At 71.7% G+C, this 18,633-nt stretch carries 18 protein-coding genes; 3 read left to right on the forward strand and 15 right to left on the reverse strand.

What is annotated here, in order from left to right:
• Positions 1-4: 4 nt before the first annotated feature.
• From KLP28_04940 to KLP28_04980, 9 genes are all read right to left on the reverse strand, one after another.
• Complete coding sequence (locus KLP28_04940; protein ID QWC86073.1) at positions 5-1,108, reverse strand: S-(hydroxymethyl)mycothiol dehydrogenase; 1,104 nt, start codon at positions 1,106-1,108, stop codon at positions 5-7.
• Between the two features lie 78 nt (positions 1,109-1,186).
• On the reverse strand, positions 1,187-1,513 hold the full coding sequence (locus KLP28_04945) for a hypothetical protein (GenBank protein ID QWC86074.1): 327 nt from the start codon (positions 1,511-1,513) through the stop codon (positions 1,187-1,189).
• Positions 1,514-1,534: 21 nt separating this feature from the next.
• The gene (gene tsaD / locus KLP28_04950) at positions 1,535-2,587 is read right to left on the reverse strand and encodes a tRNA (adenosine(37)-N6)-threonylcarbamoyltransferase complex transferase subunit TsaD (protein ID QWC86075.1); all 1,053 of its coding nucleotides are present in this window, start codon (positions 2,585-2,587) and stop codon (positions 1,535-1,537) included.
• Positions 2,584-3,057: a GNAT family N-acetyltransferase gene (locus KLP28_04955; protein ID QWC86076.1), complete on the reverse strand. Its 474-nt coding sequence runs from the start codon at positions 3,055-3,057 to the stop codon at positions 2,584-2,586. The genes tsaD and KLP28_04955 overlap by 4 nt, the downstream gene beginning before the upstream one ends.
• Positions 3,054-3,728 carry a tRNA (adenosine(37)-N6)-threonylcarbamoyltransferase complex dimerization subunit type 1 TsaB gene (gene tsaB / locus KLP28_04960; GenBank protein ID QWC86077.1) on the reverse strand — a complete coding sequence of 225 codons (675 nt, stop codon included), beginning with the start codon at positions 3,726-3,728 and terminating at the stop codon, positions 3,054-3,056. Before tsaB ends, KLP28_04955 begins: the two co-directional genes overlap by 4 nt.
• 23 nt (positions 3,729-3,751) lie before the next feature.
• Complete coding sequence (tsaE, locus tag KLP28_04965) at positions 3,752-4,849, reverse strand: tRNA (adenosine(37)-N6)-threonylcarbamoyltransferase complex ATPase subunit type 1 TsaE (protein ID QWC86078.1); 1,098 nt, start codon at positions 4,847-4,849, stop codon at positions 3,752-3,754.
• Entirely contained in the window at positions 4,846-5,958 is a 1,113-nt protein-coding gene (locus KLP28_04970; GenBank protein QWC86079.1) for an alpha/beta hydrolase, read from the reverse strand. Before KLP28_04970 ends, tsaE begins: the two co-directional genes overlap by 4 nt.
• Positions 5,955-7,109 (reverse strand): alanine racemase, encoded by a 1,155-nt coding sequence (gene alr, locus KLP28_04975; protein QWC86080.1) that lies wholly within the window; start codon positions 7,107-7,109, stop codon positions 5,955-5,957. Before alr ends, KLP28_04970 begins: the two co-directional genes overlap by 4 nt.
• A gap of 67 nt (positions 7,110-7,176) precedes the next feature.
• Positions 7,177-8,616 (reverse strand): bifunctional ADP-dependent NAD(P)H-hydrate dehydratase/NAD(P)H-hydrate epimerase, encoded by a 1,440-nt coding sequence (locus tag KLP28_04980; GenBank protein ID QWC86081.1) that lies wholly within the window; start codon positions 8,614-8,616, stop codon positions 7,177-7,179.
• 158 nt (positions 8,617-8,774) lie between these two features.
• Here KLP28_04980 and KLP28_04985 point away from each other — a divergent pair, with 158 nt between their 5' ends.
• Positions 8,775-9,575 (forward strand): hypothetical protein, encoded by an 801-nt coding sequence (locus tag KLP28_04985; GenBank protein ID QWC86082.1) that lies wholly within the window; start codon positions 8,775-8,777, stop codon positions 9,573-9,575.
• A gap of 49 nt (positions 9,576-9,624) precedes the next feature.
• On the opposite strand, the gene KLP28_04990 is transcribed toward KLP28_04985, so the two are convergent.
• Positions 9,625-9,978, reverse strand: a complete 354-nt coding sequence (locus KLP28_04990) for a holo-ACP synthase (GenBank protein QWC86083.1) — start codon at positions 9,976-9,978, stop codon at positions 9,625-9,627.
• A gap of 7 nt (positions 9,979-9,985) precedes the next feature.
• The gene (gene glmS, locus KLP28_04995) at positions 9,986-11,830 is read right to left on the reverse strand and encodes a glutamine--fructose-6-phosphate transaminase (isomerizing) (GenBank protein QWC86084.1); all 1,845 of its coding nucleotides are present in this window, start codon (positions 11,828-11,830) and stop codon (positions 9,986-9,988) included.
• Between the two features lie 137 nt (positions 11,831-11,967).
• On the opposite strand from glmS, the gene coaA reads away from it, so the two are divergent.
• Complete coding sequence (gene coaA, locus KLP28_05000) at positions 11,968-12,927, forward strand: type I pantothenate kinase (GenBank protein ID QWC86085.1); 960 nt, start codon at positions 11,968-11,970, stop codon at positions 12,925-12,927.
• Positions 12,928-12,948: 21 nt separating this feature from the next.
• Here the strand turns inward: coaA and zwf are convergent, their stop codons facing one another.
• From zwf to rplM, 4 genes are all read right to left on the reverse strand, one after another.
• Positions 12,949-14,430 carry a glucose-6-phosphate dehydrogenase gene (gene zwf, locus KLP28_05005; protein QWC86086.1) on the reverse strand — a complete coding sequence of 494 codons (1,482 nt, stop codon included), beginning with the start codon at positions 14,428-14,430 and terminating at the stop codon, positions 12,949-12,951.
• 66 nt (positions 14,431-14,496) lie between these two features.
• Positions 14,497-15,852, reverse strand: a complete 1,356-nt coding sequence (locus KLP28_05010; GenBank protein ID QWC86087.1) for a phosphoglucosamine mutase — start codon at positions 15,850-15,852, stop codon at positions 14,497-14,499.
• A 56-nt stretch (positions 15,853-15,908) separates the two neighbouring features.
• Complete coding sequence (rpsI, locus tag KLP28_05015) at positions 15,909-16,409, reverse strand: 30S ribosomal protein S9 (GenBank protein QWC86088.1); 501 nt, start codon at positions 16,407-16,409, stop codon at positions 15,909-15,911.
• Between the two features lie 71 nt (positions 16,410-16,480).
• Positions 16,481-16,924: a 50S ribosomal protein L13 gene (rplM, locus tag KLP28_05020; GenBank protein QWC86807.1), complete on the reverse strand. Its 444-nt coding sequence runs from the start codon at positions 16,922-16,924 to the stop codon at positions 16,481-16,483.
• Positions 16,925-17,248: 324 nt separating this feature from the next.
• Between rplM and KLP28_05025 the strand changes: the two genes are divergently transcribed.
• Complete coding sequence (locus KLP28_05025; protein QWC86808.1) at positions 17,249-18,520, forward strand: citrate synthase; 1,272 nt, start codon at positions 17,249-17,251, stop codon at positions 18,518-18,520.
• Positions 18,521-18,633: the final 113 nt, after the last annotated feature.

Here is an 18,633-nt window from a genome sequence, read left to right on the forward strand (position 1 = left end):
GCGCTCACAGGACCACCACCGAACGCAGCACGTCGCCGCCGTGCATCTTGTCGAAGGCCGCCTCGATCGCGTCGAGCTCGATCTCCTCGGTCACGAACTTGTCCAGGTCCAGGCGTCCTTGCTGGTAGAGGTCGACCAGCATCGGGAAGTCGCGCTCGGGCAGGCAGTCGCCGTACCAGCTGGACTTCAGCGCCCCGCCACGCCCGAAGACGTCGAGCAGCGGCATGTCGGGCACCTTCATGTCGGGAGTCGGCACCCCGACGAGCACGAGCACACCCGCCAGGTCGCGCAGGTAGAACCCCTGCTTCCAGGTCTCCGGGCGACCGACCGCCTCGATGACGACGTCGGCGCCCTCGGCGCCCTCGTAGAGCTCGCCGCAGATCTCCTTGACCCGCGACTCGACGTCCTCCTCCTTGCTGTTGAGCGTGTGGGTGGCGCCGAGGTCCTTGGCGTGGGCGAGCTTGCGGTCGTCGATGTCGATGGCGATGACCGGGGACGCCCCGGCAAGCACGGCGCCGGCAATCGCACCGTTGCCGACACCACCGCACCCGATGACCGCGACGGACTTGCCGCGGCCGGCGTTGCCGGTGTTGATGGCGGCGCCGATGCCGGACATGACGCCGCAGCCCAGCAGACCGACCGCGGCGGGGCGGGCGGACTCGTCGACCTTCGTGCACTGCCCCGCGGCCACCAGCGTCTTCTCGGCGAAGGCGCCGATGCCCAGCGCGGGCGACAGCTCGGTGCCGTCCTCGAGCGTCATCTTCTGCTCGGCGTTGTGGGTCGCGAAGCAGTAGTGCAGGTCGCCGCGCTTGCAGGCGCGGCACTCACCGCACACCGCACGCCAGTTCAGCACCACGAAGTCGCCGGGGGCGACGTCGGTGACGCCCTCGCCGACGGCCTCGACGATGCCGGCCGCCTCGTGTCCGAGGAGGAAGGGGAACTCGTCGCTGATGCCGCCCTCGCGGTAGTGCAGGTCGGTGTGGCAGACCCCGCACGTCTGGATCTGCACCACCGCCTCGCCCGGACCCGGGTCCGGCACGTTGATGGTGACGACCTCGACCGGGGCGCCCTTCGACATGGCGACGACGGCCTTGACCTGCTGCGGCACTTCTGCCTCCTGCGTGTGGTGGGTGGTGGCCCGCCTCACACTAGCCACGCATACGGCAGCGCAGGAAGCCCGGCGGCGTCAGCCGTCGCCGGGCAGCCGTGACGCGAGCTGTCGCAGCAGCCCTCGCTGCTCACGCAGGATCGCGCGCTGCTCGTTGATGGCCACTCCCACGAGCAGACAGATGGTCACCAGCAGCAGCGCGAAACCGATCACGAGCCACACCAGGGCCGCGTCGGCCTCGACGATCGCGAGCGTCGCTGCCAGCACCAGCACGCCCGTCGCGCCGGTGATCCACGCGATGTTCTGCAGTCCACCATCGGGTTCGGCTCGCGGCGCCGAGCCGGGCGTCAGCCGTGCCGCGGCCGCCGGCACCCTGGGGCGTGAGGCTCTCTCGTTCTCACTCATCGGGTCAGCGTACGGCCGGTATCAGTCGTTGTGGATGTCCGTCACGGGCATGGCGGAGTCGGCGGGCAGGTCCAGCGGACTGGGTGCGAGACCACGCGCGACCACCTCCGCTCCGAGGGCGGCGACCATCGCCCCGTTGTCGGTGCACAGGCCGGGGCGTGGCACGCGTACGCGCAGCCCGGCGGCCTCGGCGCGCTCGGTCGCCATCGCCCGCAGTCGCGAGTTCGCCGCGACGCCGCCGCCGATCAGCAGGTGGTCGATGCCGCGGGCGGTGGCCGCGGCGACGGCCTTGCGGGTGAGCACGTCGCAGACAGCCTCCTGGAAGGACGCCGCGACATCGGCGACCGGCACCGGTTCGCCCTCGCGCTCGCGGGCCTCGACCCAGCGGGCCACGGCGGTCTTCAGGCCCGAGAAGGAGAAGTCGAACTCGTGCCGCTCCAGGTCGCGGCGCGAGGTGAGGCCGCGCGGGAAGTCGATCGTCACGGTGCCCTCGCGTGCCGCCCGGTCGATGTAGGGGCCTCCGGGGAACGGCAGCCCGAGCAGCCTCGCCACCTTGTCGAACGCCTCGCCGGCCGCGTCGTCGATCGTGGCGCCCATCGGGTCGATGTCGCGGGTGACGTCGTTGACGTGCAGCAGCGAGGAGTGCCCGCCCGAGACGAGCATCGCCAGGCACGGCTCGGGCAGCGGACCGTGCTCGAGCTGGTCCACCGCGACATGGCTGGCGAGGTGGTTCACCCCGTGCAGCGGCTTGCCGAGCCCCAGGGCCAGCGCCTTCGCGGCGGCCACCCCGACCAGCAGGGCACCGGCGAGACCGGGACCGCTGGTGACCGCCACGGCGTCGAGGTCTGCGAGGCGTACGCCCGCCTCCTCGCACGCCCGCTCGATGGTCGGCACCATCGCGTCCAGGTGCGCCCGGGAGGCGACCTCGGGGACGACCCCGCCGAAGCGGGCGTGCTCATCGACGCTGGAGGCGACCGCGTCGGCGAGCAGCGTGCGCCCGCGCACGACGCCCACCCCGGTCTCGTCGCACGAGGTCTCGATGCCGAGCACCAGCGGGCCGTCGGGCTGCGTCATCGTGTCCCTCCTGCCACGTTCGCCTCGTGCAGCGTCAGCTGCATGACGAGCGCGTCGGCACCGTCGCGGTAGTAGCCGGCCCGGCGGGCGATCGGGACGAAGCCCGCAGCGGCGTACGTCGCCTCCGCCGCGGCGTTGGCCGCGGAGACCTCCAGCAGCACCCGCTCCACCGTCGCAGGCAGCGCCGCGATGCCCACGCCGAGCACGGACGCCCCGATCCCCCGCCGTCGACGGTCGGGATGGACGGCGAGACGCAGGAGGTCGGCGACCTCACCGTTCACGGCCAGGTCGACCCAGGCGACCGAGCGGTCGTCGTCGGGGAGCAGCAAGACGACTCTCCCGGTGGCCGGCGCGAGCTCCTCGGCCACCTGGTCGGCCGTCCACGCCTCGCGGCCCATCGTGGCGGACTCCAGCGCTCCCAGCGCCGTCGCGTCGGCGGGGACGGCGGCGCGCAGACCGGGCAGGCTCACGAGACCAGCTTCCGGGCGTGGGAGGCGACCGCGTCGGGACGGCGCAGGTAGAGGGGGTCCGGCGCGGTGCGCGGTGCCAGGCCCTCGACGACGACCCGGGCGAGCCAGCCCGCCGACGGGCGCTGCGGTCCCCCGGCGTCGAGGAGGTCGTCGGGGTAGAGCGCCGGACCGGCGCCGACGCACGGCACCGTACGCAGCTCCTCGGGCAGGTCTGCCGGCCGCGCCACCGACGGGTCGCCCTCGCGACGGCCCTGCGCGTCGTACACCGCGTGGTAGACCTCCTTGCGCCGCGCGTCGGTGGCCACGAGGAAGCGGCCGCGCACCGTTCCCTCCGCCTGCGCCTGCGCGGCGAGCACGTCGAGCGAGCACACGCCGTACGCCTCGATGCCGAGCACCGCTGCCAGGGTGCGGGCGGTGACCAGGCCGACGCGCAGCCCGGTGAAGGGGCCGGGCCCGGTGCCGACCGCGATCCCCGCCAGGTCGGTGCGTACGACGCCCGCGGTGGTCATCACCTGCTCCAGCAGCGGCGCCAGCAGCTCGCCGTGACGCATCGGGGTGTCCGCGACGGCCTCGGCGAGCACCTCGCCGCTGCCCTCGCCCGCCTCCTCGACGCGGCCGCTGTGGACGGCAGCGGTCACCAGCGCGGTCGAGGTGTCGAGAGCGAGCAGCACGACGGGAAGGCTATGCGAGGGAGTCAGGCCGGTGGCCGGCGCACGGGCTCCTCGACCGGCTGCGCGTCCTCGATCGATCGGACCAGTGCCGCGAGGCCCGCCCCGATCCACCGGTCGCCCACAGGGTTGATGCGGAAGCGTCGCGGCTCGTCGTCGAAGGTCTCCTCGGCGGTGAGGTCGACCGCGTCCGGGTGGTCCTCGGTGGGCCCGAGGCGCCCCTCCGCCGACGGTGCGCTGGGCGTCGAGCCTCGGTGTGCGTGGGGGCGGGTGTCCCCGCGCCACCGGGTGATCGATATCTCCAGCCGGGCGTCGGCGAGGTCCTCGGCGACGCCCTCCCCCCACTCCACGACCGTGACGGCCTCGTCGAATCGGGTGTCGAGGTCGAGGTCGTCGAGCTCGGGGGCACCACCGAGCCGGTACGCGTCGACGTGCACCAGGGACGGACCGTCGCCGGACGCGCGGTGCTCCCGGGAGATCACGAAGGTGGGCGAGGTGACCTGTCCGCGTACGCGCAGCCCCTCCCCGAGACCCTGGGTGAAGGTCGTCTTGCCGGCCCCCAGGTCGCCGGTGAGGATCACCAGGTCGCCCGGCAGCAGCCGCCAGGCGAGCCGACGGCCGAGGCGGCGGGTCTCCTCCGCGGTGTGGGTCGTGACCTCCACGGCGAACAGCCTGGTCATCGACAGGAAGGGCCCCGTACGCCCCGTGACGTTGTAGAGCTGACGCCGCCAGAACGCGACCGTCTGCGGGAGGTCCGCGCGGGCCACGATGTGCATGCCCTCGTAGCCGTTCAGGCGTGCGTGCGAGGCGGCGGCCCGGGTCAACCGCCCCGCCACACCGCCGCCCTGGACACCCGGGTGCACCGAGACCCGCTCGAGGCTCAGCAGACGGCCGTGGTCGTTGAAGAGCAGCGCCCCGACCGTGCGGCCGTCCTGCCGCGCGATGAGACCGCCGGACTCGTCCAGCCGCGCGCGCACCACCTCGAGTCCCTCGACCAGCGCCGGCGGGGGCGGGTCGACAGCCGGACGCGCGGAGAACGCGGCGCGGATGACCTCGAAGACCTCCTCGGCGTCCGCCGACGTCGCGGCGAGCACCTCGATGGGAGGGGGCGGCGCGGGTGTCACGACCCCGAGCCGTCCGACCTGTCACGGCGCTTGCGTCGGCGTAGGCGGTCCCGCCACGTCGTCGCATCGTGCTCACCGCGCTCCACGGCCGCCAGGAGGTCGTCCAGGGCCCGGTCGACGGTGTGCTCCCGCTCCATGATCACCATGTGGCCCGCCCCGTCGACCTCGACGAGCTCGGCCCACGGCATCATCTCGGCGAGCGTGCGACTGTGCTCGATGCTGGTGAGCTTGTCGTCGGTGCCGCAGATGATCGAGGTCGGCACCTCCGAGAGAGCGTCCAGCACGTCGTACTTGTCGAGGTCTCCGAAGTTCGGGAAGAACGAGGAGATGACGTCGAACGTCGTCTGCCCGATCATGTCGTCGACGTAGTCGAGCACCTCGGTCGACACATCGGAGCCGAAGGCGTAGTGGTCGGTGATGACGCGTTGCACCGGGGAGCCGGTCTTGCGCAGCACGTCGACGAACCGCGAGCCCCGGGCGAGCGTGGCCACCCCCTGGTCCGCGACCTTCGAGGTCAGCCGGCGGGGCAGCCACGGCACGACGATCTTGCTGGGGGTGAGGCCCCCGGCCGTGGTGCTGATGAGAGCCACCCCCTTCACGACCGGGCCGAAGGCCTCGGGGTGCTCCTCCGCGTACGCCATGATCGACATGCCGCCCATCGAGTGGCCCACCAGCACGACCGGCTGGTCCGGGGCGGCGTGCTGCAGGACCCGGTGCAGGTCGTCGCCGAGCTGGTCGATCGTCGCGTTCTCGTCCTCGGAGCTGTCCGAGCGACCGTGGGAGCGCTGGTCGTAGAGCACGACCCGGTGGCGCCCGCGCAGGTGAGCGCGCTGGTAGTGCCAGCAGTCCAGGTTGAGCACGTAGCCGTGCACGAGGACGACGGTGGGGCCGGTCGCCGCCTCGTCGGGCTCGTCGATCTCGACGTGCAGGCCGACACCGTCGCTCGCCACCACCGTGCTGACCTCACCACGCAGCGACCCGAGGTCCTCGACGTGCCCCTCGCGGGCGGCGATGCGCCGGCTCTGCCGGGCCACGCCGCCCACCGCGACACCGACGCCGGCGACGCCGAGTGCTGCCAGTCCGCCGGCGATCCGGCCGCGGGCGCTCATGAGTCCTCCTCGCTGTCGATGAACCGGCGGGCGAGACGTCCGCCCATGCCGGTCAGGATCTCGTAGTCGATCGTGCCGGCGGCCACCGCCCAGTCGTGGGCACTCGGTGCGCCGGTCGCGGGGTCGCCGAAGAGCACGACCTCGTCCCCGGGCGCCGCGTGCAGGTCGGCGACGTCGAGCACCACCTGGTCCATGCACACGCGGCCCAGCACCGTGCGCTGCTCGTCGGCGACCAGCATGGGCACCGGCGCCGGGCCATGACGTGGCACGCCGTCGGCGTACCCGACGGGCACCAGGCCGACGGTGGTCGGCTCCTCGAGCACGTGCGTGTGCCCGTAGGAGACCCCGTCGCCCGCCTCAGCTCTCTTGGTCAGCGCGAGCCTGCTGCGCACGGTCATCGCGGGCCGCAGTCCGAGATCCTCCGAGGTCGCCACGGCGGGGGCCGGCGCACGCCCATAGATCGCGATGCCGCAGCGCACGAGGTCGTACCGCAACGACGGGTGGTGCAGCGTGCCGGCGGAGTTCGCGAGGTGGCGTACGCGGGGCTCCAGCCCGACGTCACGAGCGAGGGTGCACGCCTCCTCGAAGGCCGCGTGCTGCGCCGCGTTGGCCGGGTGCCCGGGCTCGTCGGCGCACGCCAGGTGCGACCACAGGCCGACGACGTCGACCAGGCCGGCATCCTGCGCCGAGCGGCAGGCCTCGAAGAGCTCGCGCCACCAGCGCCGCGCCTCGCCTCCGCGCGTCAGGCCCGTGTCGACCTTGATGTGGATGCGCGCGGGGACGCCGACAGCCTCGACCGCCTGGACCGTCGACCGCAGCTCGGACCTGCTGTAGACCGCGACGTCGATGCCCGTCTCGACCGCGGGCGACCGTTCGACGTGACGTGGGATCAGCCACGCGAGCAGCGGGCCCTCATCGCCCGCCTCCCGCAGGGCGATCGCCTCGCCGAGCGTGGCGACACCGATCCACTCCGCCCCCGCCTGTCGGGCGGCAGCGGCGACCTCGGCCATGCCGTGGCCGTAGCCGTCGGCCTTCACCACCACCATCAGCGGGACCCCGGCGACCTGTCGAAGCAGGCGTACGTTGTGCCTCACCGCCGCGAGATCCACGACGATCTCGCCAGGGGCGTAGGCGGGGTCGAGGCCGGGCATGGAGGTCATCCTCCCAGGTCGCGTGCCCTCGGGTGGGGTGGCGGCGGCCACGCGGGCCGCCTGTCCGTCAGGCCAGCCGGCGCAGCACCGTACGGATGCCCGGCACGAGGTCGCCGGCGACCAGCGGGCCGGCAGGCGAGCGCCGCCGGGAGATCTCCGCGGCCCGTCCGTGGACCCAGGCCCCGACCGAGCCCGCGTCGAAGGGGTCGAGCCCGGCGGCGAGCAGCGCACCGACGAGTCCGGCCAGCACGTCGCCGGAGCCCGCGGTCGCCAGCCACGGGGTGCCGGTAGTATTGACCCGCACGGCTCCGTCGGGGCGGGCGACGAGCGTACGAGGGCCCTTCAGCAGCACCGTGCAGTCGAAGGTCTCGGCCGCCCGGCGGGCGTGGGCCAGCGGCTCGGCCTCGACCTCCGCGCGCTCCACGCCCAGCAGCGCGGCGAGCTCGCCCGCGTGGGGGGTCAGCACCGCCGGCACGCCGGGTGGACCGTCGAGGTGCGCGAGAGCGTCGGCGTCGATGCAGAGCGGCACCTCGTCGCCGCGTGCCTCCTCGAGCGCCTGTGCGGCGTCGGCGCCACCGCCGGAGCCGACCGTCCACGCCTGCACCCGACCGGCCCCGACGACCTCCGGGTGGTCCCGGTTCACCTCGTCGCGGGCGCCTCCGACGTAGCGCACCATGCCGGCCAGCCCGCAGCTCGCCCCGCCGACGCTGAGCACCGCCGCGCCCGGGAACTCCGCCGACCCGGTGCGTACGCCGATGACACCCCGCCCGTACTTCTGGTCGTGGCGTCCCGCGCGCGGGAGCAGGCGGCGGACGTCGTCGCGACCGAGCGCCGTCACCGGGGCCGCGGGTGTCTCGAGACCGATGTCGACGAGGCGCACCTGCCCGCACCGGCTCGCCGCGGGCTCCACGAGGTGGCAGGTCTTGTGCGTGCCGAACGTGACCGTGAGGTCGGCGTCGAGCACCGCCGCGGGATCGGGTGAGCCGTCGTCGTGCCGGGGGACGGTGCCCTCGTCCACGCCGAGCCCCGAGGGAAGGTCGACGGCGACCACGGGAGGCAGTCCGCCGTGCCTCTCACGCACCCCCGCGACGACGGCTCGTGCGTCCTCTCGCAACCCGCCCGTCGCACCGATGCCGACGATGCCGTCGACGAGCACGTGGGGCGTCCGGGTGGCTGCCGCCTGCTCGGTGACGCGACCCCCGGCAGCTCGCAGCGCCGCCAGGCCCTGCGCGTGAGCCTTGTCCGGCGAGAGCAGGAGCGCCTCCACCCCGACCCCGCGTCGGGCGAGCCAGGCACCCGCGAAGAGCGCGTCGCCGCCGTTGTCGCCGGACCCGACGAGCAGCAGCACCTGCCTGCCGTACGTGCCGCCCGCGCACTCGGTGAGGAACCGCGCGATCTCGTGCGCGAGGCCGGTGGCGGCGCGCTGCATCAAGGCGCCCTCGGGCAGGCGCTCCATCAGGTCGGACTCGGCGGCACGGACCTGCTCGACGGTGTGGGCATCACGCATGACCCCACCGTGCCCAGGGCTCTCCTCCGCGACTCACGTCGGGGTCGTGAGTCCACAGCCACCGTCTCTCGGCCGTGTTGGACTCACGACTCCGACCAGATGCACGGCCTGTGGATGAGTCGGCCGACCGTTGCCGCGTTGGACCCACACTCTCGGACATGAACCTCGGGCACTTGGTCGAACAGCAGGACGGCATCGTCGCCAGACGACAGCTTCGTGCGCTGGGCATCGACTCACGGGTCGTCGCTCGCCGGCTGAACAGTGGTCGGTGGGTTCGCGCCTCCAGTCAGGTCGTCTGCACCACCACGGGTCGACCCACGCGCGAGCAGCGCCGGTGGGGCGCCGTCCTGCACCCTCCCGAGCCGGCGCTCCTCACGGGTCTGGCTGCTCTCGAGGCACGCGGACTGCGCGGCTGGTCTCGCGAGTCGATCGACGTGCTCGTGCCCGCTCGCACGACTGTGCGCCCCGCCCCCTGGGCCCGTCATCGGCGCACCCGTCGGTCCCTCCACGACCTGGCGGACCACCGTTCGACCAACCCGGTGAGGCTCCACGCCGAGCTGACCGCCCTCGCCCCGCTGCGGCGAGCCGCCGACATCAGGGAGTGGCTGACGGATCTGGCGGGCGGCTCGCAGTCGGCAAACGAACGGGACGTGCTCATCCTCTGTCGCCGCCACGGTCTCGTCACGCCCCGCCGTCAGATCTCCCGCGCCGACGCCCACGGCGTCCGACGATGGACCGATTGCGAGTGGGAGCTGGCAGACGGGCGCACCCTCGTCCTCGAAGTCGACGGTCATCTCCATCGCGAGGCCCGGACGTGGCAGGTCGACATCAAGCGCACGCGCGGGCTGACCACGCAGGACCGGGTCATCGTGCGCTGCACGCCCTTCGAGGTCAGGCACGAGACGGGCGAACTCGCCGATGATCTGCGTCGACTTGGCGTCCCGATCATCGAGTCGTGAGTCCGACAGCACCGGAACCCGGCGTCGGCAGACTCACGACCCGGGTGGGTCAGGCCGACTCGACGACGACGTAGGCGGTCGCGATCCCTGCGTCGTGGCTCAACGACAGGTGCGTACGCGAGCCGCCCGCCCGTTCCAGCGCCTCCTGCACCGTGCCCCGCAGGGTGAACCGCGGCGCTCCCGAGGCTTCGAGGACCACCTCGCAGTCGTGCCACGCCATGCCCGCGGGAGCACCCAGAGCCTTCGCGAGCGCCTCCTTCGCGGCGAACCGCGCCGCCTGCGACTCGACGGCGAGCGCGCGCTCCGCGGGGGTCAGCACCCGCGCGGCGAGCTCGGGCGTACGCGCCAGGGCGCGCTCGAAGCGCGCCAGGTCGACGACGTCGACCCCGATGCCGACGATCACGCGCGGCTCACTCGACGGTGACCGACTTCGCGAGGTTGCGCGGCTGGTCGACGTCGTGACCCTTGACGGTGGCGAGCTCGCACGCGAAGAGCTGCAGCGGCACCACGGCCACGAGCGACTGCAGCAACGTGGGCACCCGCGGCAGACGGATGAAGGTGTCGGCGTACCGCTCGACGTCGACGTCGCCGTCCTGGGCCAGCACGATGGTGCGGGCGCCACGGGCGCGCACCTCCTGGATGGCCGAGATCATCTTGTCGTGCAGCTCGTCGCGACCCGGGGGCGGGACGATGCAGAAGACCGGCATGCCCTCGTCGATCAGGGCGATCGGTCCGTGCTTGAGCTCGCCGGCGGCGAAACCCTCGGCATGGATGTACGCCAGCTCCTTGAGCTTCAGGGCTCCCTCGAGGGCCACCGGGTAGCCGGAGTGCCTGCCGAGGAACAGCACGGTCTGCGCGTTCTCCAGCTCACGCGCGAGCTCGTAGACCGCCTCGGCGTCGTCGAGAACCGTCTGCAGGTGGTCCGGCATGCGCTGCAGCTGCTCGACCATCGAGGCGATCTCGTCGCCGTACAGGGTGCCGCGCACCTGCGCCAGGAACAGGCCCAGCAACGAGCAGGCCACCAGCTGGGTCAGGAAACCCTTCGTCGAGGCCACGCCGATCTCCGGCCCCGCGTGGGTGTAGATCACCGCGTCGGACTCGCGCGGGATCGTGGCTCCGTTGGTGTTGCAGATCGCCAGCACCCGCGCCCGCTGCTCCTTGGCGTGCCGGATCGCCATCAGGGTGTCGGCGGTCTCGCCGGACTGGCTGATGGCCACCACGAGCGTGTTGCGGGTCAGGATCGGGTCGCGGTAGCGGAACTCGTGGGCGAGCTCGACCTCGCACGGGATGCGCGTCCAGTGCTCGATCGCGTACTTCGCGACCAGACCCGCGTAGAAGGCGGTGCCGCACGCGGTGATGATGATCTTGTCGACGTCGCGCAGCTCCTCCTCGCTCATCCGGATCTCGTCGAGCTGCAGCCTGCCGCGGTTGTCGTGCCGCCCCAGCAACGAGTCCCCGACGCAGCGGGGCTGCTCGAAGATCTCCTTGCGCATGAACCAGTCGAAGCCGTCCTTCTCCGCCGCCGTGAGGTCCCAGTCGACCGAGTAGCGCGTGCCCTCGGCGGGCTTGCCCTCGAAGTCGGTGACCTCCACGGAGTCGGCGGTGATGGTGACGACCTGGTCCTGCCCCAGCTCCAGCGCCTCGGTGGTGTGCTCGATGAAGGCGGCCACGTCCGAGCCCAGGAAGTTCTCCCCGTCGCCCAGACCCACCACGAGCGGTGAGTTGCGACGGGCCGCCACCACCCGGCTCGGGTCCTGGGCATCGACCGCGACGAGGGTGAAGGCACCCCTCAGCCGCCGGCAGGCCGCCTGCATGGCCGTGGTGAGGTCACCGCTCTTCTCCAGCTCGACCTCGACGACGTGGCTCGCGACCTCGGTGTCGGTGTCGCTGAGCAGGTCGTGCCCCGCCGCCTCCAGCTCGGCGGTGAGGGCGGAGAAGTTCTCGATGATGCCGTTGTGCACGAGCGCGACCCGCTTGGTGTTGCCCAGGTGCGGGTGCGCGTTGTTGTCGGTCGGCGGCCCGTGGGTGGCCCACCGGGTGTGGCCGATGCCCGTCGTCGAGGCCGGCAGCGGCGCGGCGTCGAGGGCATCCACGAGGTTGGCCAGCTTGCCCGCACGCTTGTCGCAGGAGATCTCCCCGTCGGCAACGATCGCGACGCCCGCGGAGTCGTACCCGCGGTACTCCAGACGCCGCAACCCCCCGACGACGACGTCGCAGGCCTGCTTGCTGCCGACGTACCCCACGATTCCGCACATGGACCGGGATTCTAGGGCGCGTCGGGGCCGCCACGTCCCCGCCGGGCCCGGCGGGACCCCCACCGACGCCATGACGTGACGCGGACGTGACGCGGCGTACGGCGCCCTCCCCCCTCGGTGTGGAAAAGTCGCGCTCCATGAGCGAGACCCCCGGCTCCCGCGAGACCTCGCCGTACGTCGAGCTCGACCGCGCCGACTGGGCGAAGCTCGGCGACCGCACCGAGTCACCCCTGACGGCTGCGGAGATCGAGGCCCTCCAGGGCCTGGGCGACTCGCTCGACCTCGGCGAGGTCGAGCAGATCTACCTGCCGATCTCGGGACTGGTGAACCAGTACGTCGCCGCGGCCGGCGACCTGCACCGCGCCCAGGAGACGTTCCTGGAGCGACCCACCCCGCCGCGTACGCCCTTCGTGATCGGACTCGCCGGCTCGGTCGCGGTGGGCAAGTCCACGACCGCCCGGGTGCTGCAGCAGCTGCTCGGCCACGCGCCCGGTGACCCCTCGGTGCAGCTGGTGACCACGGACGGGTTCCTCCACCCCAACGCCGAGCTGGAGCGTCGCGGCCTGATGCAGCGCAAGGGGTTCCCGGAGAGCTACGACCGCAAGGCGCTGCTGCGTTTCGTCATCGACATCAAGTCCGGCCGCGACCGGGTCGAGGCACCCATCTACGACCACCTGACCTACGACGTGGTGCCCGACCGCACCGAGGTCATCGAGTCCCCCGACATCGTCATCATCGAGGGTCTCAACGTGCTCCAGCCAGCGCGGGTCCGCGACGACGGCCGGATGGGGCTGGCGCTGAGCGACTTCTTCGACTTCTCGATCTACGTGGACGCCGCGGCGGCCGACATCAAGCGGTGGTACACCGAGCGCTTCCTGCGGCTGCGCGAGACCGCCTTCCGCGACCCGGCGTCGTACTTCACCCGGTACGCCGAGCTCTCCGAGGCCGCCGCCTCCCAGTTGGCCGGCGAGATCTGGGACTCGATCAACGGCCCGAACCTGCGGGAGAACGTCGCACCGACCCGTGCCCGCGCCACCCTGGTGCTGCGCAAGGACGCCGACCACTCCGTGCGGTACGTGCGACTCCGCAAGCTCTGAGCCGTCGGGCGCGACGGACCGTCAGGGGCGCCGGCTGCCCTTCTCGTTCTCGCGCCACTCGCGCTCGAACGGCAGCCGCCACGCCCGCGGGGCGATCATCTGGTGCATCGCGTTGGGACCCCACGTGTCGGGACGGTAGCGGCGTACGGGCGGCGGGTCCTCCAGCAGAGAGGCGGACCGGTCCCACAACGTCTCGATGCCCTCGGAGGTCGTGAACAGCGTGTGGTCGCCGCGCAGGGCGTCGTGGATCAGCCGCTCGTACGCCTCCAGCGCCCACCGTGACGTGTCGGTCTCCTCCATCGCGAACTGCATCGACGCCTTCTCCAGCCGCATGCCCGGTCCGGGCCGCTTGCCGTAGAACGACAGCGACACCCGGGACTCGTCGGCGAGGTCGAAGGTCAGGTGGTCCGGCCCCTGCAGCCCGACGCCCGACCCCTGCGGGAACATCGAGCGCGGCGGCTCCTTGAAGGCGATCGAGATGATGCGGGCACCGTCGGCGAGCTTCTTGCCGGTGCGCAGGTAGAAGGGCACGCCGGCCCAGCGCCAGTTGTCGATCTCGACCTTGAGCGCCACGAAGGTCTCGGTGTCGGAGTCCTCGTCGACCCCGTCGAGGTCGCGGTAGCCGGAGTACTGCCCCCGCACCACGTTGGACGGGTCGATGGGCAGCATCGAGCGGAACACCTTGTTCTTCTCGTCGCTGATGGGGCCGGGGGCCAGGTCCGTCGGCGGCTCCATCGCCATGAACGCCATCACCTGGAACAGGTGGGTGACCACCATGTCGCGGTAGGCGCCCGTGTTCTCGTAGAAGTCGGCGCGCGTCTCCAGTCCCAGCGTCTCCGGCACGTCGATCTGCACGTGGTCGATGAACTGACGGTTCCAGATGGGTTCGAAGAGTCCGTTGGCGAACCGGAACGCCAGGATGTTCTGCGCCGCCTCCTTGCCCAGGAAGTGGTCGATGCGGAAGATCTGGTCCTCGTCGAAGACCTTGTGGAGCTCGTGGTTCAGCGACCGCGCCGAGGCGAGGTCGGTGCCGAACGGCTTCTCCATGACGATCCGACAGTTCTCGGCCAGCCCCGCCTCGTCGATGGCGCGCACCGCCGAGAGGGCCGCCTTGGGCGGGACCGAGAGGTAGTGCAGTCGCGAGATGTCCTTGCCGGAGTCGGCGAGCGCCTTCTCCTGCTGCAGCACGGCCTCGCGCAGCCCCTCGGGGCCGCCGTCGTGGGCCGCGTACGAGAGCCGTTCGGCGAACTCCTCCCACGTCGCGGTGTCCGTGGCGTGGCCGCCGTACTCCCGGCAGGCCTCGGCCGCGAGACGACGGAAGCCGTCGTCGTCGAGGTCCTCCAGGGACGTGCCCACGATGCGGGTGTCGTCGAGCAGCCCGGCCTCGTGCAGGTGCAGCAGCCCGGGGAGCAGCTTGCGCTGAGCCAGGTCACCGGCCGCGCCGAACAGCACGACCACGTGCGCCTTGGAGCGGGGGCTGTTCGGGTCCGGTTCCTTGGCCATGCCGTCAGGCTACGACGGTCGCATGACGACGGTGTTGCGTACGCGGCGCCTCGAGGGCGCCGGACCTCACAGCGCCAGCCGGACGCGGACCACGTCGGCCAGGTCGTCCGCGACCTGCTGCGCGCGCTGCTGCGTGGGCGCCTCGACCATGACGCGTACGAGCTGCTCGGTGCCGCTGGGCCGGAGCAGCACCCGCCCCTCCAAGCCGAGCTCCGCCTCGGCCGCTGCGACGGCTGCGGCGAGCTGGTCGTCGTGCACACGGGCCTTGTCGACGCCCGAGACGTTGACGAGCACCTGCGGCAGCCGGGTCATCACGGCGGCGAGGTCGGCGAGGTCGCGTCCGGTGGCGGCCATGCGGTGCAGCACGTGCAGCGCGGTGAGCAGACCGTCGCCCGTCGTGGCGTGACGTCGCATGATGACGTGGCCGGACTGCTCGCCCCCGAGGGTGAATCCCTCGGCCTTCATGGCCTCGAGCACGTAGCGGTCGCCGACCTTGGTGCGGCGGACATCGATGCCCTCGCGCTCCATCGCCTGCCCGAAGCCGAGGTTGCTCATCACGGTGGCGACGACCGTGTCGTCGGCGAGCGTGCCGGCGTCTCGCATGGCCAGCGCGAGGATCGCCATGATCTGGTCGCCGTCGACCACGCGGCCGGAGGCGTCCACGGCCAGGCACCGGTCCGCGTCGCCGTCGACGGCGAACCCGGCGTCGGCACCGTGCGCGACCACGGCGGCCTGGAGCGACTCCAGATGCGTCGACCCGCAGGCCTCGTTGATGTTGAGGCCGGTGGGGTCGGCGTGGATCGCGACGACCTCGGCCCCGGCCTCCCGCAGGCACAACGGCCCCGCCTCGTACGCCGCGCCCTCGGCGCAGTCGAGCACGACCTTCAGACCGGCCAGGGGCTTCGCGGCGCCGTCACCGAGGGTGGACACGAGGTGGGCGCAGTAGTCCTCCAGCGCGGTGTCGTGGCGGCGTACCGTGCCGACGTCTCGGCCGGTGGGCCGGTCCCAGTGCTCGCGCAGGCGGGCCTCGATCTGCTGCTCGATGGCGTCGTCGAGCTTCACACCGCCTGCGGAGAGGAACTTGATGCCGTTGTCGGGCATCGGGTTGTGGCTGGCCGAGAGCATGACGCCGAGGTCGGCGCCGAGATGGCCGGTGAGGTAGGCCAGCCCAGGCGTCGGCACGACACCGGCGAGCTTGACGTCGACACCGGCCGAGGCGAGACCCGCGACGACGGCCGCCTCCAGGAACTCACCGGAGATCCGGGTGTCGCGGCCGACGACCGCGACGGGGCGGTGACCCTCGAACGCACCACGATCCCCCAGGACGTGGGCTGCGGCGACGGAGAGGTCGACGGTCAGCTCGGCGGTGAGGTCGCCGTTCGCCAGACCGCGGACTCCGTCGGTGCCGAAGAGCCGTGCCATGGGGGATCGTGGGTCGCGTACGCGTCGGGCGGGGGCGGTGGCCGCCCCCGCTCGGATCAGCGCTTCGAGAACTGGGGCGCCTTGCGGGCCTTCTTCAGACCGGCCTTCTTGCGCTCGATGGCGCGGGCGTCACGGGTGAGCAGCCCGGCCGACTTCAGCGTCGGGCGGTTGCCCTCGACGTCGATCGCGTTCAGCGCACGGGCCACGCCGAGGCGCAGCGCACCCGCCTGGCCGGTGATGCCGCCGCCGGAGATGCGGGCGATGACGTCGAAGCGGCCGTCGACACCGAGCGCGGTGAAGGGCTCGCGCACGACCTGCTGGTGCAGCTTGTTGGGGAAGTAGCTCTCCAGGGAGCGGCCGTTGAGGGTCCACTCGCCGGTGCCGGGAACGATGCGTACGCGGGCGACGGCCTCCTTGCGGCGGCCGGTGGCCGCGCCGGGGGCGATCGTCGCGGGACGCTCGGGAGCGTCGGCGGACGGCGAGCTCTCCGAGCTGTAGGCGACGCCCTGCTCGTTGGTCTCGTAGGTCTCCTCGACCTCGGTGGTGCTCTCAGACAAGACAGATCCTCACTGATGGTTCTGGGCGGGTGTGCGAGACGTCGACGGACGCCCGGGTGCGCGCGTGGCGCTTACTGCGCGACCTGGGTGATCTCGAAGGGCTTGACCTGCTGCGCGGCGTGCGGGTGGTCGGGACCCGCGTACACCTTGAGCTTCTTGATCTGCGCACGGGAGAGACGGTTCTTCGGGAGCATGCCCCACACCGCCTTCTCGATGACGCCGCGGGCGTCCTTGGCCAGGGCGTCGCCGATGGCGGTGGTGGTGAGGCCGCCCGGGAAGCCGGAGTGGCGGTAGGTCATCTTGGTCTGCGCCTTGTCGCCGGCCAGGCCGACCTTCTCCGCGTTGACCACGACGACGAAGTCGCCGGAGTCCATGTGCGGGGCGTAGGTCGGCTTGTGCTTGCCGCGCAGGAGGGTCGCGACCTCGACGGCGAGCCGGCCGAGGCGGACGTCGGTGGCGTCGATGACGTGCCACTCGCGCTGGATGTCAGCGGGCTTGGGGCTGTACGTACGCACGGGTGCAGGCCTCACGATCGATCGGTGGTGTGACGAAGTCTCTGGTGGTCGCCGCGCGGGACGAGTCGTGGTGACTCAGCGCGACTCGCCACGTCGAGGTGGCAGCGGCTGTCGGCGCACACTCGACAGAGGTGCACTCAGCGACTCTGAATCGTAGCCCGCCCCGTGGAGTGCGGTCAAAACGAGGCTGCGGCATGCTGAGCGGTGCGGTTACCGCCCTGCTCGGGGGGAACGGGTGACCCGGAGCCAACCCTTGCACGTCGAGCGCCCCCAGGGCAGTAGGAGAGCACCGTGGCCGAGGAGTCCAGCAAGGACAGCCTGACGATCCGTGACAACCGGACCGGGCGCGAGTACGAGATCCAGATCGCCGACAACGCGATCAAGGCCGCCGATCTCGGCCAGATCACCGTGGTCGACGGCGAGGAGGGCCTCAAGACGTACGACCCGGGCTTCAAGAACACCGCGTCGTGCCGGTCCGAGGTCACCTACATCGACGGCGAGAAGGGCGTCCTGGAGTACCGCGGCTACCCGATCGAGCAGCTCGCGGAGAAGTCCACGTTCCTCGAGGTCTCCTACCTCCTGCTCAACGGCACCCTGCCGAGCAAGGAGGAGTACGACACCTGGGTGCACGAGATCACGTACCACACGTTCGTGCACGAGAACATCCGCACGTTCATGGAGGGCTTCCGCTACGACGCCCACCCGATGGGGATGCTGCAGGCCTCCGTCGGGGCGCTCTCGACGTTCTACCCCGACGCCAAGGACATCAAGGACCCAGACAACCGGCACCTGCAGATCGTCCGCATGATCGCGAAGATGCCGACGCTGGGCGCCTGGTCGTTCCGTCACAACCAGGGCAAGCCGTACGTCTATCCCGACAACGACCTCGACTACTCCACGAACTTCCTCTCGATGCTGTTCAAGATGTCGGAGTCGAAGTACGAGACCGACCCGCGGCTGACCAAGGCGCTCGAGACCCTGCTGATCCTGCACGCCGACCACGAGCAGAACTGCTCGGCCAACGCCGTGCGTGCGGTCGGCTCCAGCAACGTCGACCCGTACTCCGCGGTCTCCGCCGGCGTCTCCGCCCTGTACGGCCCGCTGCACGGCGGCGCGAACCAGGCGGTGCTGGAGATGCTGCAGCGCATCGGTGACAAGAGCCAGGTCGGCGACTTCATCAAGGGCGTGAAGAACGGCGACGAACGCCTGATGGGCTTCGGCCACCGGGTCTACAAGAACTACGACCCGCGCGCCCGCATCATCAAGGCCGCCGCCGACGACGTCTTCGAGGTCACCGGCACCAACCCGCTGCTCGACATTGCCCTGGAGCTGGAGAAGATCGCCCTCGAGGACGACTACTTCGTCGACCGCAAGCTCTACCCGAACGTCGACTTCTACTCCGGCCTCATCTACGAGGCCTTCGGGTTCCCGCCCGAGCTGTTCACCGTGCTCTTCGCGATCGGGCGTACGCCGGGCTGGCTCGCCCAGTGGCTCGAGCAGGTGCAGGACCCCGACCAGAAGATCGCGCGTCCCAAGCAGGTCTACGTCGGCGACCACGACCTGACCTTCACCCCGCGTGAGGAGCGCTGGGCCTGACCCGGCGGTCCTCGCGGCGATCGCATCGTCCGTACGGCACCGACGCCCTCGTCCCGGTTCGGGGCGGGGGCGTCGTGCTTGGATGAGGCCGTGGTCGTCCGCCGTACGCGCCG

Source organism: Nocardioidaceae bacterium, from assembly GCA_018672315.1.
In the GTDB taxonomy this organism is placed as follows: Bacteria; Actinomycetota; Actinomycetes; order Propionibacteriales; family Nocardioidaceae; genus TYQ2.